Consider the following 26,376-nt stretch of genomic DNA (forward strand, 5'->3'; position numbering starts at 1 on the left):
GGCGTTCACGCCGTCACCACCGAGTCGACGAGGGACAGGAACATGCCGAGGCCGTCGTCGGTCGGCCCGGTGAGCGCGTCGATGGCGTGCTCGGGGTGCGGCATCAGGCCGACGACCCGGCCGTTGGCGCTGGTGATGCCCGCGATGTCGTTGCGCGAGCCGTTCGGGTTCTCGCCGACGTAGCGGAAGACGACCCGGCCCTCGCCCTCGAGCTCGTCCAGGGTGGACCGGTCGGCCTGGTAGCCGCCCTCACCGGACTTGAGCGGGACGAGGATCTCCGCGCCCTTGTCGTACCGGCTGGTCCAGGCGGTCTCGTTGTTCTCGACCTTCAGCCACTGGTCGCGGCACACGAAGTGCAGCTTGTGGTTGCGGATGAGCGCGCCGGGCAGCAGGTGGGCCTCGCACAGGATCTGGAAGCCGTTGCAGATGCCGAGGACCGGCATGCCCTTCTTCGCCGCGTCGACCACTTCCTGCATGACCGGGGCGAACCGGGCGATCGCGCCGCAGCGCAGGTAGTCGCCGTAGGAGAACCCACCGGGCACGATGACCGCGTCGACGTTCTTCAGGTCGTGGTCGGCGTGCCAGAGGCTGACCGCTTCCCCACCCGCGTACCGCACCGCGCGGGCCGCGTCGACGTCGTCCAGCGTGCCGGGGAACGTGATGACCCCGACCCTCATGCCTCTACCCGCCTCACGACCCAGTCCTCGATCACGGGGTTGGCGAGGAAGGTCTCGGCGATCTTGGCGAGCGTGGCGTCGTCGACGTCGTCGGCGACCTCCAGCTCGAAGTGCTTGCCCTGGCGGACACTGGTGATTCCGTCGAACCCGAGACGGGGCAGCGCGTTGGCCACCGCCTGTCCTTGCGGGTCGAGGATTTCGGGCTTCGGCATGACGTCGACGACGACTCGGGCCACGACAGGCTGCTCCAAGCTAGGAGGACTGCGGTACTCAGAGAGCCTACCTGACCTGGGTGTTCATCAACTTCACAGGTGGCGGCCAACACCTGTTCGGACAGTCGGCGGCCGTGCTCGCGCCTTTCCGGGCAAGTCAGGGCGTTCGCTGTGGGCGGACGCGGTGGCGGGCCGGTACTTGGGCACGCAGTGTGGGGATCATGCGCATCCTGGTGCTCGGTGGCACGGTTTTCCTCAGCAAGGCGACGGCCGCCGAGGCGGTCAGGCGTGGGCACGAGGTGGTGTGCGCGGCGCGTGGGGAGTCCGGCGGGGTCCCGGAGGGGGCCGAGCACGTCGCTGTCGACCGGAACGTCGGGCTCGGGCCGCTGGAAGGTTCGCACTTCGACGCGGTCGTGGACGTGGCGAAGATGTCGGTCACCTGGGTCCGCCAGGCGCTGAGATCGATCACCGCCGACCACTGGGCGTTCGTCTCCAGCTGCTCCGTCTACGCCGACCACTCCACCGCCGGCACCACGGCCACGCTCGACCCGCTCGAGGACGACCCCGACGCGCCGATGTCCCCCGACCGCTACGGCGCGGTCAAGGTGGCCAGTGAGAACGCCATCCGCGACGCCGCCGAAGACCGGGCCTTCATCGTCCGCGCGGGCCTCATCACCGGCCCCGGCGACCCGAGTGACCGGTTCGGCTACTGGCCCAACCGGCTGTCCCTGGGCGGCCGGGTCGCCGTCCCGGACGTGCCCGACCAGCCCGCCCAGCACATCGACGTCCGCGACCTCGCCACCTGGATCGTGGACGCGGCCGAGCAGCGCGTCACCGGCACCTTCGACACCATCGGACCGGCCAACCCGTTGTCCCTGGTCATCGGCGAGATCGCGGGTGCGGTGGCGCCGCAGGGCACCGAGCTCGTCCGCATCCCCGAGCCCGTCCTCCAGCGGCACGAGGTCACGCCGTGGGTCGGGCCGCGTTCGCTGCCGCTGTGGCTGCCGCCGACCCACCGGGCGATGATGTTCCGCGACGCCGGCCCCGCGCTCGCCGCCGGTCTGCGCGTCCGCCCCACGGCCGAAACGGCGCTGGACGCGCTGGAGTACGAACGGTCCCTCGGCCTGGACCGCACCCGACGCGCGGGACTGCCGCCGGACGTCGAAGACGCGCTGCTCCAAGCCGTGAGCTGAGCACCCGGGCGTGAACCGGAGTAGAACGGTCGCCAGAGGAGAGGAGCCCCATGCTGATCGTCCACTTCGGACACTCATGCCTGCTGGTCGACACCGGAGCGGCCCGGCTGCTGTTCGACCCCGGCGTGTTCTCGTCGGGCTTCGAGCAGGTCGACGGCCTCGACGCGATCCTGATCACCCACGAACACCGCGACCACGTCGACCCCGGGAAGCTGCCCGCCGTGCGCGCGGCCAACCCAGGAGCACGCCTGATCGCGCCGTGGGACCTCGACGGCGCGGAGATCGTCAAGCCCGGTGACGCGCTGGAGTTCAACGACACGGTCGTCAACGTCATCGACGCGCCGCACGAGGTCATCCACCCGAAGGTCGAGCTGCCGTTGAACGTCGGCTACCTGGTCGACCACGGCGCGTTCTACCACCCCGGCGACTCGCTGACCGTGCCCGAACAGCGCGTCGACGTCCTCGGCCTGCCCACGGCCGCACCCTGGATGAAGGTCTCCGACGCGGCGGACTTCCTGGCGAAGGTCGGCCCGCGCAAGGCGGTGGCGATTCACGAGGCGATCCTGGCGCAGACCGAGATCTTCTACCGCGTCCTGACCGGCACCGCGCCCGAAGGCGTGGAAGTCGTCGTGCTGCCGCGCGGTGAGGCGGTCGAGCTGTAGGTCGTCGGCGACGCGTCGTGGTGCAAGGCCAGGTCGACGGCTTCCAGCAGCACCTCGCGCGGCCCGAGCCGGTCGAGCGACGCGGCGTCGACCCCGATCCGCACGAGCCCGCCACGTCGAGCCGCACGACCCGTGCCCAGCAGGTAGCTCCAGTGCTCGCTGACCATCCGCACCCGCCCGGTCCGGACCTCGCCGGTGTTCAGGTCCCGCACGCCCGCCATGTCCGCGCACACCGCGAACCGGTGCCGCCGCAACGCGACCACCGTGCCCGGTGACGCCAGCCAGCCCGGCGGCGCGAACAGGTCGGTGGCCAGCCCCAACCGCTCCAACGCGGTCCGCGCGGCGACCAGCCGCAGGCCGGCTTCGTGCGCGGGCAGCGCGGAGAACTCGGCACGTCGGCGCAACGACACCGCCCGGTGCGTCGGGTCCGGCTGGTGGTCGAAACCGTGCAGGACCAGCGCGTCACCGGCGGCGACGCGGGTGCGCACCCAGTCCAGCGCCTCACCGGGCACGGCCTTGCGCGGCGCGAGGAGCAGCGACAGCGGCACCCGCCGCCGGTCCAGTTCGTCAGCGAGGTCGGCGCACCGGGCGAGCGTGCTCGGCCCGATGCCGGACAGCGAAACCACGAGGTCGGCGACCATGCCACCCAGTGCGCCGCACCGGCGTGTCGCCCGTTCTACGACGAGGTGACGCCCGGATGGGGATCGCGCGAACTGTCCGAACTATTCCGGGCTCGGCCAGTCCGCGAACGACCGCCCGGTGATCCGCTCGTACGCCTCCACGTACCGCGCACGGGTAGCGGCCACCACGTCGTCCGGCAGCGGTGGCGGCGGGGTGTCGGACGCGCGGTCCCAGCCGGAGGCGTCCGAGGTCAGCCAGTCGCGCACGTACTGCTTGTCGAACGACGGCTGCACGCGGCCCGGCGCGTACCCGTCCAGCGGCCAGTACCGCGACGAGTCCGGCGTCAGCACCTCGTCACCGAGCACCAGCGCCCCGGACCGGTCCAGCCCGAACTCGAACTTCGTGTCGGCCAGGATCACGCCGCGCGACCGGGCGAACTCCCGTGCCGCGCCGTAGACCTCCAGCGTGACGTCCCGCAGTCGAGTGGCCAGCGCCGCACCCACCTGCGCCTCGACCTCCTCGAACGACACGTTCTCGTCGTGCGCGCCGATCTCGGCCTTCGTCGCCGGGGTGAAGATCGGCGGCACCAGCTCCGACGCCTCGACCAGCCCCGCCGGCAGCTCGACACCGCACACCGACCCGGTCTCCCGGTACTCGGCCATGCCCGACCCCGTCAGGTAGCCGCGCGCCACGCACTCCACCTGCACCATCTCCAGCCGCCGCACCAGCAGCGCCCGACCGCGCACCTCGGCGGGGATGCGCGGGTCGTCCCACGCCACCAGGTGGTTGGGCACCAGGTCCGCGAACTTCTCGAACCAGAACACGCTCATCGCGGTGAGCACCCGACCCTTGTCGGGGATCTCGGTGGCCAGCACGTGGTCGAAGGCGGAGATCCGGTCGGACGCCACGAACAGCAGCAGGTCGTCGTCCACCTCGTGGATCTGACGGACCTTGCCTGCGGCGACCTGCCGGTAGTCAGCGAGCTTGGGCACGCCCGAAGCGTACTTGTCCGAACGTCGTGGGCCGGCCTTCCCGCCTGCGGCAAGATTCATCCCATGCGTGCACCCGGACTGATACTCACCGTGACCGCCGTCCTCGCGGTCGCCTGCGCTCCCGCGGACCAGACCACGCCGTCGACCAGCCAGGTGGACGGCGTCGCCTGCACGAAGGACAAGCTGGCCACGCTCACCCCGGGCAAGATCACGTTCGGCACGGACCAGCCGGTGTACGAGCCGTGGTTCGTGGACGACGACCCGACCAACGGCAAGGGGTTCGAGTCGGCCATCGCCTACGCGCTCGCCGAGGAACTGGGTTACGCGAAGAGCGACGTGGTGTGGACCCGGGTGCCGTTCAACGCGGCCATCCAGCCGGGCAAGAAGACCTACGACATGGACCTGAACGAGTTCTCCATCACCGAGGAGCGCAAGCAGGCCGTCGACTTCTCCGCGCCGTACTACGACGTGGACCAGGCCGTGATCACGCTGAAGTCGTCCAAGGCGGCCTCGGTGAAGACGCTGGCGGAGCTGAAGGCGGTCAAGATCGGCGCCCAGGTCGGCACCACCAGCTTCGAGGCCGCCCAGCGCCTGCAGCCGGAGCAGGACGTCGCGGTCTACAACACCAACGACGACGCCAAGGCCGCGCTGCGCGCCGGGCAGATCGACGCGCTCGTGGTGGACCTGCCGACCGCGTTCTACATCACGTCCGCCGAGCTGGACGACGGCCTGATCGTCGGCCAGATCCCGCCGGGTGACGGCAAGCCGGAGCAGTTCGGCATCGTGCTGGACAAGGGCAGCCCGCTCACCGGATGCGTCTCTATGGCGGTGGAGAACCTGCGCACCGACGGCACGCTGGCCAGGATCGAGCAGGAATGGCTGTCCTCCGCGGGCACCGCACCCGAGCTGAAGTGACGAGCGAGCTGCAGCGGGAACGCCTGGCCTTCAAGCGTTCCCGCTCGCGGCGGTCAACCCTGGTCGCCCTGCTGTCGACCGCCGTGTTCGCCGTCGCCATCGGGGTCACCGTCACCGGTGCGCCCGGCTGGCCGCGGGTGCGGCAGTCGTTCTTCGACGTGGAGATCGCGTGGCGCTCGCTGCCCGCGATCCTGGAAGGGCTCTGGCTGAACCTGCGCGTCCTGGTGGTCTGCGGCGCGCTGATCGTGGTGCTGGCGCTGGGTGTCGCGGCGCTGCGCACCCTGCGCGGCCCGGTGTGGTTCCCGCTGCGGGCGCTGGCCACGGTGTACGTGGACCTGTTCCGCGGCCTGCCGTTGATCATCCTGCTGTACCTGGTCGGGTTCGGGCTGCCCGCGTTGCGGCTGACCGGCGTGCCCAACGACTTCGTCGTGCTCGGCGGTGCGGCGCTGGTGCTCGCGTACACCGCGTACGTGGCCGAGGTGTTCCGCGCCGGGATTGAATCGGTCCACCCGTCGCAGGTCGCGGCGGCCCGGTCGCTTGGCCTCGGGCCGCGCAAGACGATGCGGCTGGTGGTGCTGCCGCAGGCCGTGCGGCGGGTCATGCCCGCGCTGCTCAACGACTTCGTCGCGCTCCAGAAGGACTGCGGGCTGATCTCCGTGCTGGGCGCGGTGGACGCGGTGCGGGCGGCGCAGATCGAACAGGCGCGGGCGTTCAACTTCACCCCGTACGTGGTGGCGGGGCTGCTGTTCGTGCTGCTCGCGGTGCCAACGGCGCGGTTCGCCGACGCTTTGGGCCGACGGGTGGAACGTCGTCAGGGGGGACGATGACCGAACCGGTGCTCAGCGTGCGCGGTGTCGTCAAGCGCTACGGGAACGCCACGGTGCTGGACGGGGTCAGCCTCGACGTGCGCGAGCACGAGGTGGTCACCGTGATCGGGTCGTCCGGGTCGGGCAAGTCGACCCTGCTGCGGTGCGTGAACCTGCTGGAGGAGTTGGACGACGGCCAGGTGCTGCTCGACGGCGTCGACGTGTCCGACCCGCGGGTGGACGCCGACGTGGCCCGGCGCGGCATGGGCATCGTGTTCCAGGCGTTCAACCTGTTCCCGCACATGAGCGTGCTGGACAACGTCACCCTCGCGCCGCGCGAGGTGCACGGCGTGCCGCGGGACGAGGCCGAGCGCAACGCCCTCGACCTGCTCGAACGGGTCGGGCTCGCGGACCGCGCGGGCAGCTACCCCGAGCAGTTGTCCGGCGGGCAGCAGCAGCGGGTGGCGATCGCCCGCGCGCTGGCCTACTCACCGCGGTTGCTGCTGCTGGACGAGATCACCAGCGCGTTGGACCCGGAACTCGTCGGCGAGGTGTTGGCACTGGTCAGGGAGCTGGCGGTGGCGGGCCGGACGATCCTGATGGCGACCCACGAGATGGGGTTCGCGCGGCAGGTGGCGGACCGGGTGGTGTTCCTCGACGGCGGTCGGCTGGTCGAGTCCGGACCGCCCGAACAGGTGCTCGGTGAGCCGGTGCACCCGCGCACCCGGCGGTTCCTCCGGAGGATCATCGACGCGGGCCGTCTGTAGGCCCGCCCTCAGGCCGCTCGGGAGACGCCACTTGGGGTATCGCCCGAGTGCCCCCTACTCTGCTTGGCGTGGTCCATCGGAAGGCATTTGTGGCACCTGTCGCGGCGAGCGGTGGGTTGCTCGCGCTGCTCCTGGCGGGTGCGTGCGGCAAGCCGTCGGCGACCCCGGAGCCGGTGGTGATCCCGACGACCTCCTCCAGTTCGGCCCCGGTGACCTCGATCCCGGCGGTGGCCAACATCTCGGTGCGGCCCGCGGCGACCACTCCGCCGCCGACGACCGTCACCACGACGACCGAGCCGCCTCCGCCACCCCCTCCGGTGCAGGTCCAGCCCCTGCCGCAGCCCAAACCGACGGTCAAGCCGACGACGGAACCGCCCGAGTGGGACGAGGTGGCCCTGGAGGGCTTCCCGTGCGAAGAACAGGGCGACACGGCAATCGACCCGGCAGGCCGGCCGCTGGTGTGCGAACCGACCCGCCGGGGGCGACTGGCGTGGAACAGAGTCTGATGGCCGCTGCTCCGCAGACGGCGGGCTCGGTCGCCTGGGAGGTCGATCGTTCGCGCCTGATTTCCCGACGATCGAAAAGCGTGATCGCCGGGAAATGAGTCGCGAACGATCGACGGCGACCTCGCGGTGGTGGTCCGGTCGGAGTGCGCCTAGAGGATCGGTTCCGGCGTGTAGCCGGCCGCGGCGGGGAACTTCGCCAGCACGTCCTCGACCTGCCGCACCACGTCCACGACCTGGTGCTCGGCCACGCCGGTGAACGACAGGCGGTCGGCCAGGAGCCCGTCCAGCGCGGCGCGGTCCAACGGCAGCCGGTCGTCGGCGGCGAGGCGGTCGAGCAGGTCGTTCTCGGCCAGGCCCTGCTCGCGCATGGCCAGCGCGACCGCGACGGCGTTCTCCTTGATGGCCTCGTGCGCGGTCTCCCGGCCGACGCCCGCGCGGACCGCCGCCATCAGCACCTTCGTGGTGGCCAGGAACGGCAGGTAGCGGTCCAGCTCACGGCCGACGACCGCCGGGTAGGTGCCGAACTCGTCCAGCACCGTGAGGAACGTCTCCAGCAGCCCGTCGAACGCGAAGAACGCGTCCGGCAGCGCGACCCGGCGCACCACCGAGCACGAGACGTCACCCTCGTTCCACTGGTCGCCCGCCAGCTCGCCGACCATGGACAGGTAGCCGCGCAGGATCACCGCGAACCCGTTGACCCGCTCGCACGACCGGGTGTTCATCTTGTGCGGCATCGCACTCGATCCGACCTGGCCGGGCTTGAAGCCCTCGGTGACCAGCTCGTGGCCCGCCATCAGCCGGATCGTCTTGGCCAGCGACGACGGTCCCGCGGCCAGCTGCACGAGGGTGGAGACGACGTCGAAGTCCAGCGACCGCGGGTAGACCTGGCCGACGCTGGTCAGCACCTTCTCGAAGCCGAGGTGACCGGCGACGGTCCGTTCGAGTTCCACCAGCTTGTCGCGGTCGCCGCCGAGCAGGTCGAGCATGTCCTGGGCGGTGCCGACCGGGCCCTTGATACCGCGCAGCGGGTAGCGCGCGATCAGCTCGTCCAGCCGCTGGAACGCGACCAGCACCTCGTCCGCGGCCGACGCGAAGCGCTTGCCGAGCGTGGTGGCCTGGGCGGCGACGTTGTGCGAACGGCCCGCGAGCACCAGGTCGGCGTGCTCGGCGGCGCGCTGCGCGAGGCGGGCCAGCACGGCGGCCGTCTTGCCGCGCACGTGCTCCAGGGAGCGCAGGATCTGCAACTGCTCGACGTTCTCGGTGAGGTCGCGCGAGGTCAGGCCCTTGTGCACGTGCTCGTGCCCGGCGAGCGCGTTGAACTCCTCGATGCGCGCCTTCACGTCGTGCCGGGTGACCCGCTCGCGCTCGGCGATGGACGCCAGGTCGACCTGGTCGACCACCCGCTCGTAGTCCGCGACGGCCTCGGCGGGCACGTCGATGCCGAGATCGGCCTGTGCTCGCAGGACCGCGAGCCACAGCTGGCGCTCCAGCACGATCTTGTGCTCGGCGGACCACAGCGTGGCCAACTCGGTGGAGGCGTAGCGACCGGCGAGGACATTGGCGATGCGGGGCTTGACCGTCACGTGACCAGCATATTTCGCTCGGGCGTCGAACCGGACGGCGGGGAGCGTCACCCCAGCGCCAACTTCGGGTCCGTGGCGAGCCGCTCCAACTGGTCCACGGTCACCGCGACCGCGGTCCGCACCTCGTCGCCCTTGGTCGGGTCGTAGTTGTAGCCGCTGACCTGCACCACCGATCCGTCGGCGCGGAAGTGCGCCACCGTGTGCGCCACCGACGCCGAGTCGGTGACCACGGCGAACTGCAGGTAGCTGCCGTCCGCCTGCTGCCGGGGCTCGGCGCACTCGACGGCGGCGCAGAACTGGTCACGGGTCGTCCGCGACGGTGTCGTGCTGAGCCGCACCTCCACCGCGCTGGTGCCCACCCCGTCGTGGAAGCGCACGACCACCGTGAGGTACCCCGCCCGGTTCTGGCCGGGGTACTCGGCCGTCAGGACCTTCGCGTCCGGCACGACCTCGGCGAACCGCTTGGTCAGGTACGCCGCGAGGGCGGTCGTGGTGCCCTCGGGGAGCGCGGCCGGGGCGCCGGGCACCTGCTCGATCACGGGCGGCGGCGGCTCCGACGTCGGCGACGAATCCGGCGACGTCGCGGGGGTCGGGGCGAGGGCCTGGGTGGTCAGGGCAGGGGACGGGGACGCCGTGGTCGTCAACACCTGTTCCTTCGCCACGTCGATACCCTGCCGCCGGTCGAACGCGCCCGGCAGGGACAGCACCGTCCCGGTGATGGCGAACGTCGCCAACGCGACCGCGACCAGCGCACGACGCCGCTTGCGCGCGTGCTTGGCCCGCCGGATCAGGTCGTCCGGGTCGAAGTTCAGCGGCGGCTCGTCACCGACCGCTGCCCGCAGCCGTTCCCGCAGGTCCGCTTCGCTCATGACGCCACCACCGCACCCTGCTCGAGTACCTCGACCGCCGCCCGCAGCGCCACGAGTCCGCGCGCCGTCTGGCTCTTGACCGTGCCCTCGGTGCACCCCATCGCGACCGCGACCTCGCTCACCGGCAGGTCCTCGAAGTACCGCAGCACGAGCACGGCCCGCTGGCGCGGCGGCACGTGCAGCAGCGCCGCGTGCACCAGGTCGCGCGCCCACAACCGCTCGCCCGAGCGTTCCGGGTCGGCGGCCGCGTCCGCCACGTCCGGCACCTCGCCGTCACGCTGCTCCGCCCGCCGCCACGGTCTGCGCTTCTCGTCCAGCCACGTGCGCAGCAGCACCTTGCGGGCGTACCCGGACGCGTTGTCGCGCCACTCGATCCGGTGCCACGCCTGGTAGAGCTTGAGCAGGCTGGCCTGCATCAGGTCCTCGGCCATGTGCCAGTCACCGCAGAACAGGTAGGCCGTGCGGCGCAACGAAGCGGCGTGGCTCACCGCGAACTCACGGAAGCCCTGCTCTTCGGCCTTGCGCATGCGATCCCCTTCCGCGCCCCCACCCCTTCAAACGCGGTCGGGGGTCGGCGGGGTTGCATCGACTCGCTCAGCGGGGCTGCATCGACTTGCTGAGCATTCGCCGCGCCGCCGCGCGCGGGTCGGGGCTGATCTCGATGAGCGCGTTGACCACCGCGCCGTCCACCAGCGCGATCAGCTCTTCGACGCGTTCCCGGCTGACCGGCTGACCGGCCCGGGAGAAGATGTCGAACAGCAGCGAGTGCAGCTCGCCGGACAGCTTGCGCATCAACGGCCGCAGGTAGGGTCGCCGGCCGGTGGCGACCAGGCGTTCGTACCGCAGCAGCACGGCTTCCGCGTCGCGTTCACCGGGCGGCCCGAGCAGCAGGTCCAGCACGAGTTCGATGAACGCGTCGCCGCCGCACTCGCGCGGGTCCAGCTCGTCCAGCCGGGCCTTGCCGTAGGCCAGCTCGGCGTTGCCGTGGAACTCCAGGGCGGCGGTGACCAGCTCGTCCAGCGAGTCGAAGTAGTACGTGGTGGAGGCCAGCGGCAGGCCCGCGCGCTCGGCGACGGCGCGGTGCCGGATCGCGTCGAAACCACCGTCGACCAGGAGGCCCGCGGCGGCTTCGACCAGCGCCTGGCGCCGGCGTTCGCCCTTCGGCGTTGCGGCTGTCATTGCAGGAAAGGTACTAGTGCCCGTCGACGTGCTCAGGACCGTGCCGCGAGCCGTTCCGCCATCGACGCCAGCTCACCCGAGAACGGGGCCACCGAAGAACCCTCCTCCGGTTGGCTGAGCACGTACAGCTGCTCGCCTCGGGGGGTGGTCGCGGTCTTGTACTGCACGTTCGGACCCGGCACCAGCCCGGACGGTGTGACCACGACCGACACCGTGCCGTAGACGGCGCCGTCGCGGACCAGGAAACTCGCGCCACGTGCGCCGTCCGGGCAGTCGGCCACCGGAGGGGAGGCCTGCGAGGCGTTGGCGACCGAGAGCTCGTCGGCGAGGGCGACGGCGAGCTCCCGGTCCACCTCAACGCACCCGCGTTGGGCGCTGCCGACCGGCGGGCGGTCGGCACTCCCCGACGGCTCGTCCCCCTGCGTAGACGGGTCGTCGGGGATGCTCTTGGGCGGATTTCCACCGCTGCGGTCCGGTGATGCGTCCTTCGGCAGCATCTCCGGCTCGGCTGTGCTGAAAGGGGTGACGTTAGGGGACGAAGCGTCCTCAGCGGAACCCGCGGCGGCGGTCTCGCCGGTCGAGTTCTGCATCAGACCGCTCGTGGCGACCACGCCGCCGAACACCAGCACCAGGGCCAGCGTGGAGCCGAGCGCGATCGCGGACCGCCGTCGCGCGGTCGCCCGTGCCGACGCCGACCGCACGCCGTCCACGTCGAAGGACGGGGGCGGCGCGTCGCGGGCCGCATCGCGGAACAGCTCACCGAGCTTCTGCTCGTCCACCTACCTCCTCCTCCCGCTCACGACGCCGGCCGCAAGTCTTCGATCGTGTCGCCCAACGCCTCGCGCAGGGCTTCCAGACCCCTTGAGGTCTGGCTCTTCACGGTTCCCTCCGAGCACCCCAGCGCCTCGGCGGCCGCCGCGACGTCCAGGCCCTCCAGGAACCTGAGCACGAGCACCGCACGCTGCCGTGGCGGAACCCGCCGCAAACCCGCGACCAGAGCCTCGCGCGTCGCCACCGAGTCCGCGATCTCACCGTCGCCCGAGGGCGTCTCCGGGACCTCGTCCACGAAGCGCTCCCGCCGCCACGGCCGGCGCGACTCGTCGATCACCGCGCGCACCAGGGTCCGGCGGACGTAGGCGTCCAGGGCCTGCTTGTCCCGGACCTTGCGCCACCTGCGGTGCAACGCGACGAACGCGGTCTGCGCGAGGTCGTCCGCCCGGTGCCAGTCACCACAGAGCAGGAACGCCGTTCGGCGCACGGCCTCCCGGCGAGCCACGAAGTACTCCGCGAACTCCTGCTCGTCGCGCTGATCCACGCGGACTCTCTCCGCTCGTCGTGCTTGCACCTACCGGACGGAATGGGTGGCGCACACGGTTGCACGCCGGTCCTCCGAGACTTGCGTCACCCCCCATCGTGGTACCGCCGACACGACCGGGTCAGCGCTTGCCATGTGTGATGTGATCCATTCGTGACCCTGCTCTCACCACTCGACTTCCGCTCCGACACCGTCACCCAGCCGGACGAGGCCATGAGATTGGCGATGTCCGGCGCCGAGGTCGCCGACGACGTGCTCGACCACGACCCCACGATGCGGCTGCTCGAAGAGCGCGTCGCGGACCTGCTGGGCGTGGAGGCGGCGCTGTGGGTGCCGTCGGGGTCGATGGGCAACCTCATCGCGTTGACCGTGCACCTGCGCCCCGGCGACCAGTTCCTGGCGCCGCGCGGCGCGCACGTCCTGGACCACGAGCTGGGGACGGCCGCGTGGATCGCCGGCGGGATGCCTCACCCGTTGGAGTGGGACGCGGGGCCTGGCCGGGCGTCGGCCGACGCGGTGCGTGCTGCGGCGGGTACCGCCGGGCCGTACTACACGCTGCGCACGACGCTCTTGTGCCTCGAAAACACGCACGGCGCGGCCGGTGGGACGGTGACGCAGCCCGATGAGCACGCCCTGTTGGTGTCGGCGGCACGTGAAACCGGGCTGCGGGTGCACCTGGACGGCGCGCGGTTGTGGAACGCGTCCGTGGCGTTGGGCCTGCCACCCGCGGCTTTGACGGTCGGGGTCGACACGGTGCAGGTGTGCATGTCGAAAGGGCTCGGCGCGCCGGTCGGATCGCTGGTGGCCGGGTCGTCGTCGTTCATCACCGAGGCGCGCCGGGTGCGGAAGATGCTCGGCGGCGGCGTCCGGCAGGGCGGTGTGCTGGCCGCGGCGGGTCTGGTCGCCCTTGGGCGCATCGACGACCTGGCGCGGGACCACGCGAACGCCCGCACGTTGGCGCACGGCCTGGCGGAGTTGGGCTGGCAGGTGGACGAGCCGGAGACGAACATCGTGCTGGCCGGCGTGCCGGACCTGGAGGTGACGCTGACCGGGCTGCGGCACCTGGGCGTGTACGCCGGGCCGATGGCGGGCAAGGTGCGGTTCGTGCTGCACCGCGACCTGGGGGACGACGACGTGGCGGAGGCGTTGCGGCGGATCGGGTCCGCGAGCTGACGTGCGCTGGGGCTGTCAGGCGTGCGGCGGCAGGGGCCGTCGCACGCCCGGCAGGGGCTCAGGACTTGGTGGCGCGCAGTTCCTCGCGCAGTTCGGCCAGCTCCGCCCTGACCAGGCGGAGTTCGGCCAGCGTGGTCTGCTCGGCCTCGGCCACCGAGTCCTCGACCCCGCTCAGGCGATCGACCAGCCAGGAGGCGATCGTGCCGGTGATGACACCCAGCAGGGCGATGCCGCCGATCATCAGCAGTGCGGCGACCAGGCGCCCCTCCCAGGTGACGGGGTAGCGGTCGCCGTAACCGACGGTGGAGATCGTGGTGAGCGTCCACCACGCGGCGTCGCCGAAGGTGGTGATGGTGGCGTCCGGGTGGTGGCGTTCCGCGTCCAGCACGGCCAGCGAGGCGCACAGGCCGACCAGGACCGTGACGCCCGCGGCGTAGATGCCGACGCGCTGTCGGAACTTGTCCGCGAACCGGCGGTTGAGCAGCTTGAAGACGGTGATCAGCCGCAGCACGCGCAGTTGGCGGAACATCGGCAGCACCACCGTGAGGAGGTCGAACAGGTGGGTGACGAAGAACTTCCGCTTGTCGACGGCGAGTTTGAGGCGGGCGGCGTAGTCCAGCGCGAAGACCAGCCAGACCAGCCAGAGGAAGATCTCCAGGGCGTCGTGCAGGGCGGAGGTGGAGCGGTCGTCGAGGACCTGCCAGGCGTAGGCCACCACGAAGAGGACGGCGAGGGCGGTCAGCGGCCACTCGGCGCGGCGCTCCCATTGCGCGAGGCGGCGTTCATCGGTCTCGAACACCGACCCATGGTGCGGCCCGGATCGGCGTTTTACCAGCTCGCGGGTACAACTTCGGGACCGCCGGGCAGCGTCAGGGTCCCTTGATGCCCTTCGGGCGCTTGCTGCTCTTGATCGCGCCGTACGCGGCCGTGCCGAGGAACAGCACACCACCGATGATCGCGAGCCAGAAGACGCCCTCGATGACGGCGCCGAGCACGGTGATCACGATCCACGCCGCGAGCAGCCACAGGATTATTCGGACCATGCCACACGAACGAGTGGCTCCCCCGATCAGTTCCCCCACCGGCACCTGATCGGGAGTACAAATGTCATCATGATGACGACAACCAAGGACCGAGTCGCCGCAACGCCTCCTCGATGTCGTGGACGGCCCCGGCGAAGGACATCCGGATGAACTCGTGCCCGCGCACGGGGTCGAAGTCGATGCCCGGCACGATCGCGACCCCCGTGTCGTCCAGGAGGCGGCGGCAGAAGTCCATCGAGTCGTCGGTGAGGTGCGAGACGTCGGCGTAGGCGTAGAAGGCGCCGTCGGCGGGGGCCAGCTTGTCGATGCCGAGGTCGGCCAGCCCCTTGAGCAGCACGTCCCGGTTGAGGCGGTACCCCTCGACCAGGCGCTCGGTCTGCGCGTACGACTCGGGCTCGAACGCCGCGACGGCCGCGTACTGGGCCAGGGCGGGCGGGCAGAGCGTGAAGTTGCCCGTCAACCGGTCCACCGCCCGGCGCAGGTCGGGCGGCAGCACCATCCACCCCAACCGCCAGCCGGTCATGGCGAACGCCTTGGAGAAGGAGTTGACCACGATGGATTCCCGAGAGGTCTGCCACGCGCAGGCGAGGGGCGTGCCGTAGCTGATGCCGTGGTAGATCTCGTCGCTGATCAGGCGGACGCCGTGCTCAGCGCACCAGCCCGCCAAGGCGGCCAACTCGTCGGGCGCCAGCACGGTGCCGGTCGGGTTGGCGGGGCTGGCGACCACCAGCCCGTCGAGCGGCCCGGCGTCGTCCGCCATCACGTCGTCCAGCATCGCCACGGTCGGCTGGAACCGGGTCTCCGGGCCGCAGGCCAGGTCGACCACCTCACACCCCAACGCCCGCAGGATGTTGCGGTAGGCCGGGTAGCCGGGCCGGGCCAACGCGACCCGATCACCGACCTCGAAGGAAGCGAGGAACGCCAGCAGGAACGCCCCGGACGACCCGGTGGTCATCACGATGTCGTCAGCCGAGATCTCGAGCCCGTACTGCCGGAAGTAGTGCCCCGCCAGGGCTTCCCGCAGTTCCACGATCCCCAACTGCTCGGTGTACCCGAGCGTCTGTTCGCGCAGGGCGCGTTGAGCGGCCTCCAACACCGGCGTGGGCGCCGGACTGGACGGCTGCCCGGCCGCCAACGACACGACGTCCCCCACCGTCCGCTGCCGTCGCGCCGCGGCGGACAACACCTCCATCACGTGGAAAGGAGGCACATCCGCACGACCGGCAACACTCAGCATGCAGGTCAGGCTAATAGCCCAGGCCCGGCCGACAAACGCCGCGAAACGTCCGCTGATCACCACTACCGTTGGAGCACATGCATCGAAGCCGTGTCTACGCACTTCTCATCGACACGCCTCAGGCGGAGGCTGCCCAGGCAGCGGCCTTCTGGTCCGCGGCGCTCGGCGCCCCGGCCCGGCCTGTGCCGTCGGAGGAGCAGTTCACCAGCCTGCACGAGGCCCTGCCGGGTCTGGTGACCGCCGTCCAGGCCGTTGACGACGCGCCTCGGTTTCACCTCGACATCGAGACGGACGACGTCGAGGCAGAAACCGCGAGACTGCTCGCCCTCGGCGCGACGCCGGTGTCGCAGTGGTTGGAGTGCCGGGTGCTGCGGGCTCCCGGAGGTCACCTGATGTGCGTCCTACCCGTGCACAGCGACCCCGACCTCTTCACCGCCCAGGCGAACACCTGGCCCTGACACAGCACCGCCCTGACACAGCAGCCCGGCACAGCAGACACAGCCGTGACCGAACGCCGCGCCAGGGCCTGGAGCGGCTAATAGCCCTGGTAGCCGCCTCCACCCGCCATCGACTTCAGGCCCGGGTGTCCGTCGAAGCCGCCGTAGCGGGAGAAGGTGTAGCGGACACCGGCGATGATGTTGTCGACCGGGTTCCAGATGTCGTCGTGTCCGGGCAGCTTGTGGGCCTGGAACGTCGGGTCGATGCACTGCATCAACCCCTTGGACGGGGTGCCCTTGGCGGCGTTCGAGTCCCAGTCGTTGATGGCGTGCGGGTTGCCGCCGGACTCCTTCTCGATGATCGTCCAGATCTCGTCGATGTTGTCCTCGGTGACCGGGATGCCGTTGGCCTGGAGGATCCGGATCGCCTCGCGGATCCACTCCTCGACGTTGCCGGGAGGCGGGCCACTGGACGGCGGGCCACCGCTGGGCCCGAGGCCGCTCATGCCGCCCCCTTCACCACCTCCACCGCCACCGCCGCCCCCTCCAGAGCCCTGGGAGCCGCCGCCACCTCCACCGCCGGAACCCTGCGGTTGCCCGGCGGGCTGCGGGGAAGTGGACGACGGCGCGGTCTGCCCTTCCGAGGGCGGGGGTTCCGGCGTGGGGTTCCACTCGATGGGCTTGCCCGGCGCGGGTGTGAAGGGCTGCGTGTCGGGGTCGGCCATCGTCGAGAACGCGGGCGTGATCGAGCCCGCTCGGCCCTTCAGTGCGCTCAAAGCGGCACTGAGTGCCTGCTCGGCCTGGTCGATCACGGGCCGGGCGTCGCCCGCCGCCTCCTGGCACATACCTCGGATGGCCGAGTCGACGTCCTCCTGCGGCATGCCGCGGGCGTCTCGGCGCAGCTGCCGCACCCGGCTGAGCAGGTTCTCGCAAATCCGCTCGACCGACGACTTCGCCGATTCCAACGCCGCCGCCGCGGACTCGAGATCACCGGCTGCCGCGGTCAACGCGTCGGTCAGCGAATTCCCACTCTTGGTGAATCCGTCCATGTAGGCGACGAATCCGTCGGCCGATCCGCCCTGCCACGCGCCGTCCAGTCGGACCACCGACTGCCGCACCGTGTTACCGCATTCACCGGCCTTCGTCGCGGCCTGCTTCCACCGGTTCGCGATCTCCTTCACCGCATCCGGCCGAGCGGTGTCGACCTTGTCCGCGAGCTGTGCCAAAGCCTGCCCACCGGGCAGTGCCGCGACCTCGTCCGCGGCTCCCATCAGGTCACACCGCCCGGAAGGAGTCCGCGTTGGCGGTCTCCACGTCGACCACGGACTGCTGCACGGCGTCGATCGCGCGTTCCACCTTGCCCAGCACCGACTCGGCCGCGGCGAACTCCGAGCCCGCCTTCCGGTCCAGTTCGGATGCCGCCGAGGAAAGCCCGCCCGAACTCGCCAGCTTGCCGAAGATGTCCGGATTGGCGTAAAGGCCGGAGAAGCCGTCACCCACCGCCCCGAATTGCCCCGCCTGCGTGCTCACCGTGCTCCGGCACTGCTCCAACGCCTCGGCGTTGAACTTCGCGACCGCCATTCCCCGACTCTAGGGCGAAACCCGCGACCACACTCCGATTACGCGAGGAATTCATCCAGCAGCGCGGTGATCCTCGCCCGCAGCACGTCGGCATCGGTCGGACCGTGGAAGTCGACCACGTCCGCCGCCCGCCTCCGCCGCCCGCTCTGGTCGATCGCGGCCGCGCCGAACTGGCCACGCAGCTCCGGCCCGCCGACCCGGCCGTCCGGCAGTTCGGGCAGCAGCCGGACCAATGCGGTAGCGAGGTCGACGTCCACCTCGCGCACGGTGAGAAGGCCCTGGGTCAGCACGGCCAGCAGCGAGCCGGTTCCGGTGGACGCCGCCAGCGCCCGCACCGCAGATCTGCCGATGCCCAGCCGCAAGTCCGCCGAACGCGGCGGGTAGGCGATGAGTTTGAACGCCGCGCCCAGCCAGGGGTCGAGTTCACCGCCGCGGGCCAACCCCTGCGCGGTCAGGTGGCTCCACGGCGCGGGTTCGTCCTGGACGTGCAGGACGATCGGCATCGCGCCGAGGTCGAGGTGTTCCCAGGCGGCACGGAAAGCGGTTACACTGAGGGTTGCTTTGGTCACTGTACGTCACTCCTGAATGACGGCGGACATCCCCCCTCCCCGGCCCCCCACAGGCCCGCACCGGAACTGACGCCGTGAAGGACGCCCCGGTTCCGTGTCTTTCCCCGGAACTCAGACCTCTTGCAGCAACTCCCACACGCAGCCGGCCAGCCGGGCGTTGTCGATCGGCGTGATGGTGCTCCAGTTCCGACCGTCCGAACTGGGCCGGACCTGGTGCAGGTAGCGGCCGGACGGCGTGTCGTGCCACGCGACCACGCGGCCGGCGCGCACGGGCGGCCCGCCGCGCTGGGCGCGTTCGGCCCCGAACTGGCCGCGGGTGCTCATCCCGTCGCACATGCCGGCCAGCTCCTGTGCCTCGTGCAGCGGCAGCCCGTGCCGCTCCAACGCCAGGACCAGCTTCTCCGCGTCCCGCCCGGCCTCGTCGGACGCCGCGCGCAGCACGTCGTTCGGCAGGCTGATGGACCGCCCGTACCCGGCGGGCATCTCACCGGCGACCGATACCGCCGCTTCGGCCAGCGCGCTGGCGCGTGACTGGATCAGCCACACCTCCTCGCCGTCCACCACGGCGAGGATGCCCTCGTCACCGGCCGCCGCCGCAAGACCCTTGATCTTGCGGCGGTCGACCCAGATCCAGAGGTCGATCGACACCTGCGGGTTGGCCAGCAGCGCGAACGCGTCGGCCAACTCGGGCGTCAACCGCCGGTTCCCCGCCAACCCGCGCTCGGCCAGCGACCGCCAGGCCTGGTCGACCAGCACGGCACGCTCGGTGTGCGTGATGCCCGGACTCGGCACGTCCAACGCGACGTTGCGCCTCGCGAGTCGCTCCCCCTCCCACGCCACGTCGAACTCCAGCGTGGAAAGGACAACCGTGCCGCTCACTTCACTTCTTCTCGGGCTCGTCGCCGATGACCGACTGCACGACCATCCGCTCGTCACCGAAGACGTCGTCGGAGTCCACGCCGTACTTGCGGACGTGCTCGCCGTCCTCCTCGCCGGGCCCGCCCTTCGCGGTCGCGGCCGGCTGCAACATCGAGCCACCGGCACCGGCCTTACCCGCGACGGCACCAGCACCACCACGGCCGGCCACCCGCTCGTCGGGGTCGATGGCACCGATCGTCGCGGAAATACCCGGCTTGCCGGTCAGCGCGCCGGGCATCCCCGGCACACCACCCTTGCCGGCACCGCCGCCGCCACCACTCGTCCCCTTGCCACCGGCAGGCCCTTCGGGCACCTTGCCGCCACCGGGCACCGCCGTGGACGGGTTGCGCACCACCCGCGCGCCACGGGCCTGAGTCGCCGCCAGACCCAACCCCAGCCCTGCGGTCAGACCGAGGCCCAACCCCAGCGGGAAGTTCGACCCACCGGACTTGCCCAGTGCGGCAGGCGGGAGCACGGTCGAGCCACCCGGTGTGTTCGGCAGCTGTCCGGTCGAGCCACCCGGCAACTGGCCGGGCAACTGCGGCGGCAAGCCGGGCGTGCCACCGGGCAACTGACCCGTACCACCGGGCACCCCGCCGGGCACACCACCGGGGATACCGGGCACCCCGCCACCGGGCTGCGCCACCTGCGCGACCGGCGTGCTGACGCTGGAAGCCGTCGTCACCTCGAACTGCGGCGGCTTGTTCATGCCCTGGTACTGGTTCAGCGCGTCCCGACTCGCGTCGGTGTACTGGTCGAGTCCGCGGATGGCCTGATCACGAGCAGCCTGCGTCTGCTTGACCTCTTTGGCGTGATCGGTCTCGTACCCGAAGAACCCACCGACGTCGTCCGCGAAGTTGGTGTCCGTGTCACCGCGCAACTGCTGCGACTCCGGCATCCCGTTCCGGGTCTGGCTGTAGGTCGCGCCCTGGACGGCCGTGGCCTTGGAGTTCTGCTGGGCGGCGTCGGTACCGGACGTAGCCACATCAGCGGACACGGTCACCGCCTGGCCCGCGTTGTCACCAGCCGCGCCCTGCCACTCGATGCCGAGCTTCTTCAGCTCGGTCCGCAAGGTGTCGTCGGTATCGGAGAGGGTCGCGGCCAACTGGCGCAGCGCGTGCGAGGCGTCGCTGAACTTCTGCGCGGCGTCGCCGGTCGAGAACTGCTGCACCAACGCGGCCAGCGCCGGGTTGTCATAGCCTTCGAAGCGGTGATCCTTGAGCTGCCTGAAGCCGGTCACAACTCCCCCTCACTTCAGCGTTTGCAAGGTCGCGAGTGCAAGCTCCGCGCCCTTGGCGGCGTTCTGGCACATCTGGTCCTGGGTGAAGCCGTCACCGATCGGGAAGAACTGGACGTACAACTGCTGTCCGTCGGCCACGTCGACGGCGTAAGAGCAGTAACCCTCCGACGTGCCGGTCAACTTCAGCTGGTAGGCGGCGAACCCGGAGACCGTCTTGGGGTCCACGTCGAGGTTGCTGCCACCCTCCCAGTACTCGATTCCTTCCTCGGAAACGAGCGCGACGTTGTAGCTGAACAAACTCTGCCCGTTGGACCGGTACCGGCAGGTCGGCGCCGGGCTACCGCTCTTCACGACGTCGAGCGGCTGGCTTCGCGCCTCGTCGACCTTGAGCTCACCCTGCTGCGTCGTGGTGTACGTCGCACAGGGATCGATGCCGTCCAGCTTCAATTCTTTGGGACGCGGTGTCTTCGTGGCACTGGGCTCTGACGAATCGCTGGTCCCGCCGGCCGCTCCGGTGGACGTGGCAGGCTTGGGATCACCCGTCGTCTCACCCGGCGAACAGCTCGCTAGAACGGCGACCGCGACGCCGGCCGAAACCATCGCACTAATCAGACGCACGAACAGCCCCCAGAGCAGCATTCACTTCGTCTTCGGTGTACTCGTACTGCCGCGCGGCACCGCGCAACTGCTCAACAAGGCCGTTGAGGCTGGTGATGTACTGCTCGATCCGCCCGGCATACGACTCGGGACCGTCGATCAACCGGGAGTTCCAAGCCGCGGCGATGTCGGCGTTGACCTCGTCGGGGTCGTTCAGCTGGACACCCAACAGGATCACCGCGTCTTCCAACGCCGTGCGCAGCCGGCCCGCCTGGTCTTGAATGATCTTCCCGGCCTGGAGGACGGTTTCCTTGGTCACGTCGAACTTCTGACTGGAGCCCGGCCCGGAGGCCATCGTGTCGCTCAGCTGCTTCTCGGCCGCGAACACCTCGCCGATCGCCCGCCCGACGGTTCCCCCCATGGCGGCGACGGCTCCCAGCAGGCCGTTCTCCTGTTCCACGACGTCCTACCCCCGTACGGTCGGTAACGGATCGATCCCGGTTCGAGGCTACCAACGACCGCGTGAACCGGGTCTGTAGTTGGACGAAGAAACGTCCGCCCTGGTTCCCGCGGGGTTGGCAATCGCTCGAGCCGGGATCTCCCGTGTCGATCAGGGGACGTCGATCTCGCCGTTCGCGGCGCGCAGGGCGATGTCGGTGCGGTGGTGGGAGCCGGTCAGGTGGACGCCTTCGACACGGCGGTAGGCGTCGGTTCGGGCGTCGGTCAGGGTCGGGCCCGTGCCGACCACCGAGAGGACTCGGCCGCCGGTGGAGACGACGGCGCCGTCCTCACGGCGGCGGGTGCCCGCGTGGAGGACGCCTTCCGCTTCGGCGCCGGTCACGACGTCGCCCGTGCGGGGGCGGCCGGGGTAGCCCTCGGCGGCGATCACGACGGTGACGGCGTAGCCCTCGGCCCAGTCCAGTGGTGGCAGGGAGGCGAGGGTGCCGGTGGCGGCGGCGTGGAAGACGCCGGCCGGCGGCGTGCGGAGGAGGGCCAGGACGGCCTGGGTCTCCGGGTCGCCGAACCGGCAGTTGAACTCGATGACCTGCGGGCCGGTGGAGGTCAGGGCCAGGCCCGCGTACAGCAGGCCGGTGAACGGGGTGTCGCGGCGGGCCAGTTCGTCGACGACCGGCTGGACGCAGGTTGACACGATCGTGTCCACCAGGTCGGGCGGGGCCCACGGCAGCGGGCAGTAGGCGCCCATGCCGCCGGTGTTCGGGCCGGAGTCGCCGACGCCGACGCGCTTGAAGTCCTGCGCGGGCAGCAGCGGCACCACGGTGGAGCCGTCCACCAGGCAGAACAGCGACACCTCCGGCCCGTCGAGGAACGATTCCAGCAGCACCGGGTGGCCGTGGTCGAGCAACGTCATGGCGTGCGCGCGGGCCACGGCGCGGTCGGTGGTGACCACCACGCCCTTGCCGGCGGCCAGGCCGTCGTCCTTCACGACCCACGTCGGGCCGAAGTGGGTCAGCGCCGCGTCGAGCCGGGCCGGGTTGTCGACGATCTCCGCGACCGCCGTGGGCACACCGGCGGCGGCCATGACGTCCTTCGCGAACGCCTTGGACCCCTCGATCCGGGCCGCCGCGGCCGACGGGCCGAAGCAGGGGATCCCGATGGCGCGCACGGCGTCCGCCGCACCCGCCACCAGGGGCTGCTCCGGCCCGATCACGACCAGGTCGGCGTTCCACTCCTTGGCCAGCGCCGCTACGGCTCCGCCGTCGGTGACGTCGACCCCGTAGGTCTCCGCCACGCCGGCGATACCGGCGTTGGCAGGCGCACAGGCCAACGCGATCACCGAAGGGTCCCGCGACAAGGCGAGGACTAGGGCATGTTCACGGGCGCCAGACCCGATGACCAGGACACGCACGGTGCGGAAGCCTAGATGACCCGACCCGTCATCCGCCCAGTGCGTCCTGCGAGCCGGGGTGCAGCGGCACCGGGTCGGTCATCGACGCCTTGTCCTCGGCGATGTCCTTGGCCGCCGGGTGCACCGCCTCCAGCTCCGACTTCTTCTCGTAGATGAGCTTGGTCACGGCGCACGCGTCGCCCTCCGGGAAGTCCGACCGCACGAGAAGCACGTTCGGCACGACGACGGTCGGCACGTCGGCCGGCTGCCCGTAGGTGGCGGCCGGGATGACGCCCCGGTCGTACACCTCGTTGACCTTCTTCAACGCGTCCAGCTGCGGCGTGATGTCGATGAACTTGACCGCGTCCTTCAGCGACGTGGTGATGTCGGTGATCTGCGCGGTGGGCAGGCCGCCGGACCAGACGAGCCCGTCGATGCTGCCGTCCTTCATCCCGTCCGCGGTCTTGGCCAGGTCGAGCCGCTGCGCCTGGACGTCGGTCTCCGGGTTCAGCCCGGCCGCGGTCAGCAGCCGGTTGGCGATCACCTCGGTGCCCGACTTGGGCGATCCGGTGGAGATCCGCTTCCCGCGCATGTCGGCCACCGAGTCGATCCCGGAGTCGGTCCGGACCAGCACCTGGGTGAAGTTCGAGTACAGCCTGGTCAGCGCCTGCACCTGCTGCGGCTTGCCGTCGAACGCGCCCTTGCCCGCGACCGCGTCCGCCGCCGTGTCGGCCAGCGAGAACGCCATGTCGTAGTCACCGGCCACGAGCTGCTGGATGTTCTGCACCGACGCGCCGGTCTCCGCGGCGGTGGCCTTGAGCTTGGTGTTGTCGCTGATCAGCTTCGCCAACCCGCCGCCGACGACGTAGTACACGCCGCCGGAGTTGCCGGTCGCGATGGTGATCCGCCCGTCCGCCGCTTCACAGGCGGCTCCGCCGGCGTTGCCACTGGCGGCGTCGGGGGTCCGCTTGCCGCCGCACCCGGCGGCGACGAGGCCGACCGAGAGCACCCCTGCGGCGACCTTGAGCGCCCAGCTACGCATGCTGTTCCTTTCCCGAGTTGGTCCTACGGCGCAGGACGACGTGCACCGCCACCGCGGCCACCAGGAAACCCAGGCCGACGGCGATGGTGACGGGTTGCAGGTAGAGCAGAGCGACGGCGGCGGGCGCGCACAGCGCGCGTTCCGGCCACCGCGCGGGACCGAACAGCCACCCGCCCGTGAGCACGGCCAACGCGGCCACGCCCAGCGCGGAGACGGCGAACACCCACATGCCGTCGAGGAACGACGTGCGCAGCAACAACCCGGCGCCGTTGTCCGTCAGCACGAACGCCAGCGGCACGAGGAACGCGGGCAGCGTGTACTTCCACGTCCGCCACATCGTCTTCATCACGTCGCCGCCGGTGATGGCGGCGGCGGCCACGGCGGCGAGCGCCGTCGGCGGCGTCACCTCGGACAGCACCGCGTAGTAGAAGATGAACATGGCCGCTTCCTCGGGGGCCACGTCCAGTGCGATCAGCGCGGGCCCGATGACGACCCAGGCGATGATGAACGACGCGGTCACCGGCACGGCCAGGCCGAGCAGGCTCACCGCGACCGCCGCCAGCACCACCGTGACGAACAGCACCACGGTCGGGTTGGACGAGATCGCCGCGGCGAGGTCCACCAGCGCCGAGGCCAGCTCCAGGCCCAGCCCGGTCTTGGTGATGGTGGACGTGATCACGCCGGCCGCCGCGCACACCGCGATCACCGGCAACGCCGACCGCACGCCCATCGACAGCGAGTCCGCCATCGCCCGCAGCCACTCCCGCACGTCACCGCGCTTGGCCACCAGCGCGAACACCGCCGCGACCCCGGTCGCGTAGACGACGGCGGAGAACACCGGGATGTTCAACGCCAGGAACACCACGATCACCGCGAGGGACAGGAAGTGGTACCCGCCGCGCTTGAGCAGCGCCCACGGGCTCGGCGAGTCGATCTCCACCGGCTTGGCGCCGAACTTGCGCGCGTCGATCTCCACGGCCAGCGCGATGCCCAGGTAGTAGAGCAGCGTCGGCAGGATCGCCCAGATCAACACCTGGAGGTACGACGTCTCCAGGAACTCCGCGATGATGAACGCCGCCGCGCCCAGCGTCGGCGGCGACAGGATCGCCCCGATACCGGAGGCGGCGAGCAGCCCGCCCGCGCTCTCCTTGGGGTAGCCCGCTTTCTTCAACATCGGCCACGTCACCGCGCCCAGCGACACGGTCGTCGCGGTGCCGGACCCGGACACGGTGCCGAGCAGGAACCCCGCCGTGGCCGCCGTGCGGCCGGGTGCGGTCCGGGACTTGCGGAACGCGGAGAAGCTGATGTCCACGAAGAACGTCCCGGCGCCGGACGCGTTGAGCACCGACCCGTAGATCGTGAACAGCACGATGTAGGTGGCGGCGACGTCCAGCGGCGTCCCGTAGAACCCGGTGGCGTCGTTGTAGAAGCCGTTGATGATCTGCGGGAAGTCCACGCCCGCGTGCGAGATCGTCCAGGACGGCGGCAGGTACCCGCCGTAGTAGGCGAACAGGATGAAGCCGACGCAGACGATCGGCAGCACCCAGCCGGTGGTCCGCCGGCACGCCTCCAGGATGAGCACCAGCAGCAGGGACCCGGCGATCACGTCCAGCGTGGTCAGCTGCCCCTGGCGGTCGAGGAAGGCGTCGAACCCGCCGAACAACGGGTACGCGCCGACCACGAACGCCAGTGCCGCCGCCACCCAGTCCACGACACCGGGGTCGTCGCCGTCACCGCGCCTGCCGCGCGGTCGGTAGCAGAGGAAGACCAGCGGCAACGTGACCGCCAGGAAGATCACCAGGTAGTACTGGCCGCCCTTGCTGAACGGCCAGAACACCTGCTTGAGCACGAGCAGCGCGATGGCGAGACCCGCCACCCACACACCCAGCTCCCACCGCCGGGACAAGGTGCGCAACGGGCGCTCCTCGTCGTACTCGGCGATCAGTTCATCGACTTCGACCTGCGGTTTGGTCGGCACGCGCACCCCTTCGTGTCGCGCTGGATCGAGCGCTCACGAAGCTACTTGTGTCTCGGGTCACAGCCATAGACCGACCGTCTAAAGGGACTGTAAAGACGCCGGAACAAGCCGAAACAAGCCGACGGACAAACGATCAGACGATCCGCGAGTCCACGTAGCACCAGCGCCAGTCCTCGCCCGGCTCGAACGACCGCATCACGGGGTGTTCCGAGGCGTGGAAGTGCGCGGTCGCGTGCCGGCGCGGGCTGGAATCGCAGCACGCGACGTGCCCGCAGGCGAGGCAGATCCGCAGGTGGGCCCAGTTGTGCTCGCCCGCGGCGAGGCAGTCCGCGCAGCCGTCGGGGTTGTCCGGGACGACCGCGGTGGGGAGGTCGGAGACATGGGGACAGGTCATGCCGGCCATCATCACGCAAGATTG

32 protein-coding genes are annotated in these 26,376 nt (G+C 70.6%); 8 read left to right on the plus strand and 24 right to left on the minus strand.

Annotated features, from left to right (window positions below; all coding sequences use genetic code 11):
• Positions 1 to 5 precede the first annotated feature (5 nt).
• Positions 6 to 677, minus strand: a complete 672-nt coding sequence (gene purQ, locus FM051_RS24340) for a phosphoribosylformylglycinamidine synthase subunit PurQ (RefSeq protein ID WP_158847130.1) — start codon at positions 675 to 677, stop codon at positions 6 to 8.
• Positions 674 to 913: a phosphoribosylformylglycinamidine synthase subunit PurS gene (gene purS, locus FM051_RS24345; RefSeq protein WP_033428368.1), complete on the minus strand. Its 240-nt coding sequence runs from the start codon at positions 911 to 913 to the stop codon at positions 674 to 676. Before purS ends, purQ begins: the two co-directional genes overlap by 4 nt.
• Positions 914 to 1,110: 197 nt before the next feature.
• On the opposite strand from purS, the gene FM051_RS24350 reads away from it, so the two are divergent.
• Complete coding sequence (locus FM051_RS24350; protein WP_158847132.1) at positions 1,111 to 2,082, plus strand: NAD-dependent epimerase/dehydratase family protein; 972 nt, start codon at positions 1,111 to 1,113, stop codon at positions 2,080 to 2,082.
• Positions 2,083 to 2,132: 50 nt separating this feature from the next.
• A complete protein-coding gene (locus FM051_RS24355) occupies positions 2,133 to 2,744 on the plus strand; it encodes an MBL fold metallo-hydrolase (protein WP_158847134.1) in 612 nt (203 codons plus the stop codon).
• On the opposite strand, the gene FM051_RS24360 is transcribed toward FM051_RS24355, so the two are convergent.
• Entirely contained in the window at positions 2,666 to 3,385 is a 720-nt protein-coding gene (locus FM051_RS24360; RefSeq protein WP_158847136.1) for a DUF2334 domain-containing protein, read from the minus strand. The two genes, FM051_RS24355 and FM051_RS24360, sit on opposite strands and share 79 nt — an antisense overlap.
• Positions 3,386 to 3,466: 81 nt before the next feature.
• The gene (locus FM051_RS24365; protein WP_158847138.1) at positions 3,467 to 4,357 is read right to left on the minus strand and encodes a phosphoribosylaminoimidazolesuccinocarboxamide synthase; all 891 of its coding nucleotides are present in this window, start codon (positions 4,355 to 4,357) and stop codon (positions 3,467 to 3,469) included.
• Between the two features lie 63 nt (positions 4,358 to 4,420).
• On the opposite strand from FM051_RS24365, the gene FM051_RS24370 reads away from it, so the two are divergent.
• From FM051_RS24370 to FM051_RS24385, 4 genes are all read left to right on the plus strand, one after another.
• Positions 4,421 to 5,272, plus strand: coding sequence for an ABC transporter substrate-binding protein (locus FM051_RS24370; RefSeq protein WP_158847140.1), 852 nt, complete (start codon positions 4,421 to 4,423; stop codon positions 5,270 to 5,272).
• Positions 5,269 to 6,099 carry an amino acid ABC transporter permease gene (locus FM051_RS24375; RefSeq protein ID WP_238412621.1) on the plus strand — a complete coding sequence of 277 codons (831 nt, stop codon included), beginning with the start codon at positions 5,269 to 5,271 and terminating at the stop codon, positions 6,097 to 6,099. Before FM051_RS24370 ends, FM051_RS24375 begins: the two co-directional genes overlap by 4 nt.
• Positions 6,096 to 6,845, plus strand: coding sequence for an amino acid ABC transporter ATP-binding protein (locus tag FM051_RS24380; protein ID WP_158847144.1), 750 nt, complete (start codon positions 6,096 to 6,098; stop codon positions 6,843 to 6,845). The genes FM051_RS24375 and FM051_RS24380 overlap by 4 nt, the downstream gene beginning before the upstream one ends.
• A gap of 68 nt (positions 6,846 to 6,913) precedes the next feature.
• Positions 6,914 to 7,351 carry a hypothetical protein gene (locus FM051_RS24385; RefSeq protein ID WP_158847146.1) on the plus strand — a complete coding sequence of 146 codons (438 nt, stop codon included), beginning with the start codon at positions 6,914 to 6,916 and terminating at the stop codon, positions 7,349 to 7,351.
• Between the two features lie 149 nt (positions 7,352 to 7,500).
• Here FM051_RS24385 and purB read toward each other — a convergent pair whose 3' ends face one another.
• The 6 genes from purB to FM051_RS24415 form a co-directional block, all read right to left on the minus strand.
• Positions 7,501 to 8,934: an adenylosuccinate lyase gene (purB, locus tag FM051_RS24390; RefSeq protein WP_158847148.1), complete on the minus strand. Its 1,434-nt coding sequence runs from the start codon at positions 8,932 to 8,934 to the stop codon at positions 7,501 to 7,503.
• Between the two features lie 47 nt (positions 8,935 to 8,981).
• A complete protein-coding gene (locus FM051_RS24395; protein WP_158847150.1) occupies positions 8,982 to 9,803 on the minus strand; it encodes a hypothetical protein in 822 nt (273 codons plus the stop codon).
• Positions 9,800 to 10,330: an RNA polymerase sigma factor gene (locus FM051_RS24400; protein ID WP_158847152.1), complete on the minus strand. Its 531-nt coding sequence runs from the start codon at positions 10,328 to 10,330 to the stop codon at positions 9,800 to 9,802. Before FM051_RS24400 ends, FM051_RS24395 begins: the two co-directional genes overlap by 4 nt.
• A gap of 67 nt (positions 10,331 to 10,397) precedes the next feature.
• The gene (locus FM051_RS24405; RefSeq protein WP_158847154.1) at positions 10,398 to 10,982 is read right to left on the minus strand and encodes a TetR/AcrR family transcriptional regulator; all 585 of its coding nucleotides are present in this window, start codon (positions 10,980 to 10,982) and stop codon (positions 10,398 to 10,400) included.
• A 32-nt stretch (positions 10,983 to 11,014) separates the two neighbouring features.
• On the minus strand, positions 11,015 to 11,761 hold the full coding sequence (locus FM051_RS24410; protein WP_158847156.1) for a hypothetical protein: 747 nt from the start codon (positions 11,759 to 11,761) through the stop codon (positions 11,015 to 11,017).
• 17 nt (positions 11,762 to 11,778) lie between these two features.
• Positions 11,779 to 12,297, minus strand: coding sequence for a SigE family RNA polymerase sigma factor (locus FM051_RS24415; RefSeq protein ID WP_158847158.1), 519 nt, complete (start codon positions 12,295 to 12,297; stop codon positions 11,779 to 11,781).
• A gap of 153 nt (positions 12,298 to 12,450) precedes the next feature.
• Between FM051_RS24415 and FM051_RS24420 the strand changes: the two genes are divergently transcribed.
• Positions 12,451 to 13,470: a threonine aldolase family protein gene (locus FM051_RS24420; RefSeq protein WP_158847160.1), complete on the plus strand. Its 1,020-nt coding sequence runs from the start codon at positions 12,451 to 12,453 to the stop codon at positions 13,468 to 13,470.
• Between the two features lie 58 nt (positions 13,471 to 13,528).
• Here the strand turns inward: FM051_RS24420 and FM051_RS24425 are convergent, their stop codons facing one another.
• The 3 genes from FM051_RS24425 to FM051_RS24430 form a co-directional block, all read right to left on the minus strand.
• Positions 13,529 to 14,269, minus strand: a complete 741-nt coding sequence (locus FM051_RS24425) for a potassium channel family protein (RefSeq protein WP_158847161.1) — start codon at positions 14,267 to 14,269, stop codon at positions 13,529 to 13,531.
• A 70-nt stretch (positions 14,270 to 14,339) separates the two neighbouring features.
• A complete protein-coding gene (locus tag FM051_RS50710) occupies positions 14,340 to 14,513 on the minus strand; it encodes a hypothetical protein (RefSeq protein ID WP_202918995.1) in 174 nt (57 codons plus the stop codon).
• A 67-nt stretch (positions 14,514 to 14,580) separates the two neighbouring features.
• Complete coding sequence (locus FM051_RS24430) at positions 14,581 to 15,750, minus strand: pyridoxal phosphate-dependent aminotransferase (RefSeq protein ID WP_158847163.1); 1,170 nt, start codon at positions 15,748 to 15,750, stop codon at positions 14,581 to 14,583.
• Between the two features lie 77 nt (positions 15,751 to 15,827).
• Here FM051_RS24430 and FM051_RS24435 point away from each other — a divergent pair, with 77 nt between their 5' ends.
• A complete protein-coding gene (locus tag FM051_RS24435; RefSeq protein WP_158847165.1) occupies positions 15,828 to 16,208 on the plus strand; it encodes a VOC family protein in 381 nt (126 codons plus the stop codon).
• 77 nt (positions 16,209 to 16,285) lie between these two features.
• Here FM051_RS24435 and FM051_RS24440 read toward each other — a convergent pair whose 3' ends face one another.
• From FM051_RS24440 to FM051_RS24490, 11 genes are all read right to left on the minus strand, one after another.
• Positions 16,286 to 17,458 carry a transglycosylase SLT domain-containing protein gene (locus tag FM051_RS24440; RefSeq protein WP_158847167.1) on the minus strand — a complete coding sequence of 391 codons (1,173 nt, stop codon included), beginning with the start codon at positions 17,456 to 17,458 and terminating at the stop codon, positions 16,286 to 16,288.
• Between the two features lie 4 nt (positions 17,459 to 17,462).
• On the minus strand, positions 17,463 to 17,768 hold the full coding sequence (locus tag FM051_RS24445) for a hypothetical protein (RefSeq protein WP_158847169.1): 306 nt from the start codon (positions 17,766 to 17,768) through the stop codon (positions 17,463 to 17,465).
• A gap of 38 nt (positions 17,769 to 17,806) precedes the next feature.
• Positions 17,807 to 18,337 carry an ESX secretion-associated protein EspG gene (locus FM051_RS24450; RefSeq protein ID WP_158847171.1) on the minus strand — a complete coding sequence of 177 codons (531 nt, stop codon included), beginning with the start codon at positions 18,335 to 18,337 and terminating at the stop codon, positions 17,807 to 17,809.
• A gap of 111 nt (positions 18,338 to 18,448) precedes the next feature.
• The gene (locus tag FM051_RS24455; protein ID WP_158847173.1) at positions 18,449 to 19,216 is read right to left on the minus strand and encodes an ESX secretion-associated protein EspG; all 768 of its coding nucleotides are present in this window, start codon (positions 19,214 to 19,216) and stop codon (positions 18,449 to 18,451) included.
• A gap of 1 nt (position 19,217) precedes the next feature.
• Positions 19,218 to 20,495 carry a PPE domain-containing protein gene (locus FM051_RS24460; protein WP_158847175.1) on the minus strand — a complete coding sequence of 426 codons (1,278 nt, stop codon included), beginning with the start codon at positions 20,493 to 20,495 and terminating at the stop codon, positions 19,218 to 19,220.
• Positions 20,496 to 20,504: 9 nt separating this feature from the next.
• Positions 20,505 to 21,134, minus strand: a complete 630-nt coding sequence (locus tag FM051_RS24465) for a DUF3558 domain-containing protein (RefSeq protein WP_158847177.1) — start codon at positions 21,132 to 21,134, stop codon at positions 20,505 to 20,507.
• The gene (locus tag FM051_RS24470; protein WP_158847179.1) at positions 21,100 to 21,552 is read right to left on the minus strand and encodes a hypothetical protein; all 453 of its coding nucleotides are present in this window, start codon (positions 21,550 to 21,552) and stop codon (positions 21,100 to 21,102) included. Before FM051_RS24470 ends, FM051_RS24465 begins: the two co-directional genes overlap by 35 nt.
• A 150-nt stretch (positions 21,553 to 21,702) precedes the next feature.
• Complete coding sequence (gene purD, locus FM051_RS24475) at positions 21,703 to 22,959, minus strand: phosphoribosylamine--glycine ligase (RefSeq protein WP_158847181.1); 1,257 nt, start codon at positions 22,957 to 22,959, stop codon at positions 21,703 to 21,705.
• 28 nt (positions 22,960 to 22,987) lie between these two features.
• Complete coding sequence (locus FM051_RS24480; RefSeq protein ID WP_158847183.1) at positions 22,988 to 23,980, minus strand: TAXI family TRAP transporter solute-binding subunit; 993 nt, start codon at positions 23,978 to 23,980, stop codon at positions 22,988 to 22,990.
• On the minus strand, positions 23,973 to 25,958 hold the full coding sequence (locus FM051_RS24485) for a TRAP transporter permease (RefSeq protein WP_158847185.1): 1,986 nt from the start codon (positions 25,956 to 25,958) through the stop codon (positions 23,973 to 23,975). Before FM051_RS24485 ends, FM051_RS24480 begins: the two co-directional genes overlap by 8 nt.
• A gap of 133 nt (positions 25,959 to 26,091) precedes the next feature.
• Positions 26,092 to 26,352 carry a UBP-type zinc finger domain-containing protein gene (locus FM051_RS24490; protein ID WP_202918996.1) on the minus strand — a complete coding sequence of 87 codons (261 nt, stop codon included), beginning with the start codon at positions 26,350 to 26,352 and terminating at the stop codon, positions 26,092 to 26,094.
• Positions 26,353 to 26,376: the final 24 nt, after the last annotated feature.

The sequence above is a fragment of the Saccharothrix deserti genome, from assembly GCF_009769385.1.
Taxonomy (GTDB): Bacteria; Actinomycetota; Actinomycetes; order Mycobacteriales; family Pseudonocardiaceae; genus Actinosynnema; species Actinosynnema deserti.

Bases quoted from the DNA above. Each gene is read 5' to 3' on its own strand.
- FM051_RS24440 (WP_158847167.1), bottom strand. From the start codon at position 17,458: ATGGGAGCCGCGGACGAGGTCGCGGCACTGCCCGGTGGGCAGGCTTTG.
- FM051_RS24430 (WP_158847163.1), bottom strand. From the start codon at position 15,750: ATGCTGAGTGTTGCCGGTCGTGCGGATGTGCCTCCTTTCCACGTGATG.
- FM051_RS24380 (WP_158847144.1), top strand. From the start codon at position 6,096: ATGACCGAACCGGTGCTCAGCGTGCGCGGTGTCGTCAAGCGCTACGGG.
- FM051_RS24370 (WP_158847140.1), top strand. From the start codon at position 4,421: ATGCGTGCACCCGGACTGATACTCACCGTGACCGCCGTCCTCGCGGTC.
- FM051_RS24445 (WP_158847169.1), bottom strand. From the start codon at position 17,768: ATGGCGGTCGCGAAGTTCAACGCCGAGGCGTTGGAGCAGTGCCGGAGC.
- FM051_RS50710 (WP_202918995.1), bottom strand. From the start codon at position 14,513: ATGGTCCGAATAATCCTGTGGCTGCTCGCGGCGTGGATCGTGATCACC.
- FM051_RS24405 (WP_158847154.1), bottom strand. From the start codon at position 10,982: ATGACAGCCGCAACGCCGAAGGGCGAACGCCGGCGCCAGGCGCTGGTC.
- FM051_RS24490 (WP_202918996.1), bottom strand. From the start codon at position 26,352: ATGACCTGTCCCCATGTCTCCGACCTCCCCACCGCGGTCGTCCCGGAC.
- FM051_RS24355 (WP_158847134.1), top strand. From the start codon at position 2,133: ATGCTGATCGTCCACTTCGGACACTCATGCCTGCTGGTCGACACCGGA.
- FM051_RS24480 (WP_158847183.1), bottom strand. From the start codon at position 23,980: ATGCGTAGCTGGGCGCTCAAGGTCGCCGCAGGGGTGCTCTCGGTCGGC.
- FM051_RS24435 (WP_158847165.1), top strand. From the start codon at position 15,828: ATGCATCGAAGCCGTGTCTACGCACTTCTCATCGACACGCCTCAGGCG.
- FM051_RS24350 (WP_158847132.1), top strand. From the start codon at position 1,111: ATGCGCATCCTGGTGCTCGGTGGCACGGTTTTCCTCAGCAAGGCGACG.
- FM051_RS24465 (WP_158847177.1), bottom strand. From the start codon at position 21,134: ATGCTGCTCTGGGGGCTGTTCGTGCGTCTGATTAGTGCGATGGTTTCG.
- FM051_RS24400 (WP_158847152.1), bottom strand. From the start codon at position 10,330: ATGCGCAAGGCCGAAGAGCAGGGCTTCCGTGAGTTCGCGGTGAGCCAC.
- FM051_RS24395 (WP_158847150.1), bottom strand. From the start codon at position 9,803: ATGAGCGAAGCGGACCTGCGGGAACGGCTGCGGGCAGCGGTCGGTGAC.
- purQ (WP_158847130.1), bottom strand. From the start codon at position 677: ATGAGGGTCGGGGTCATCACGTTCCCCGGCACGCTGGACGACGTCGAC.
- FM051_RS24360 (WP_158847136.1), bottom strand. From the start codon at position 3,385: ATGGTCGCCGACCTCGTGGTTTCGCTGTCCGGCATCGGGCCGAGCACG.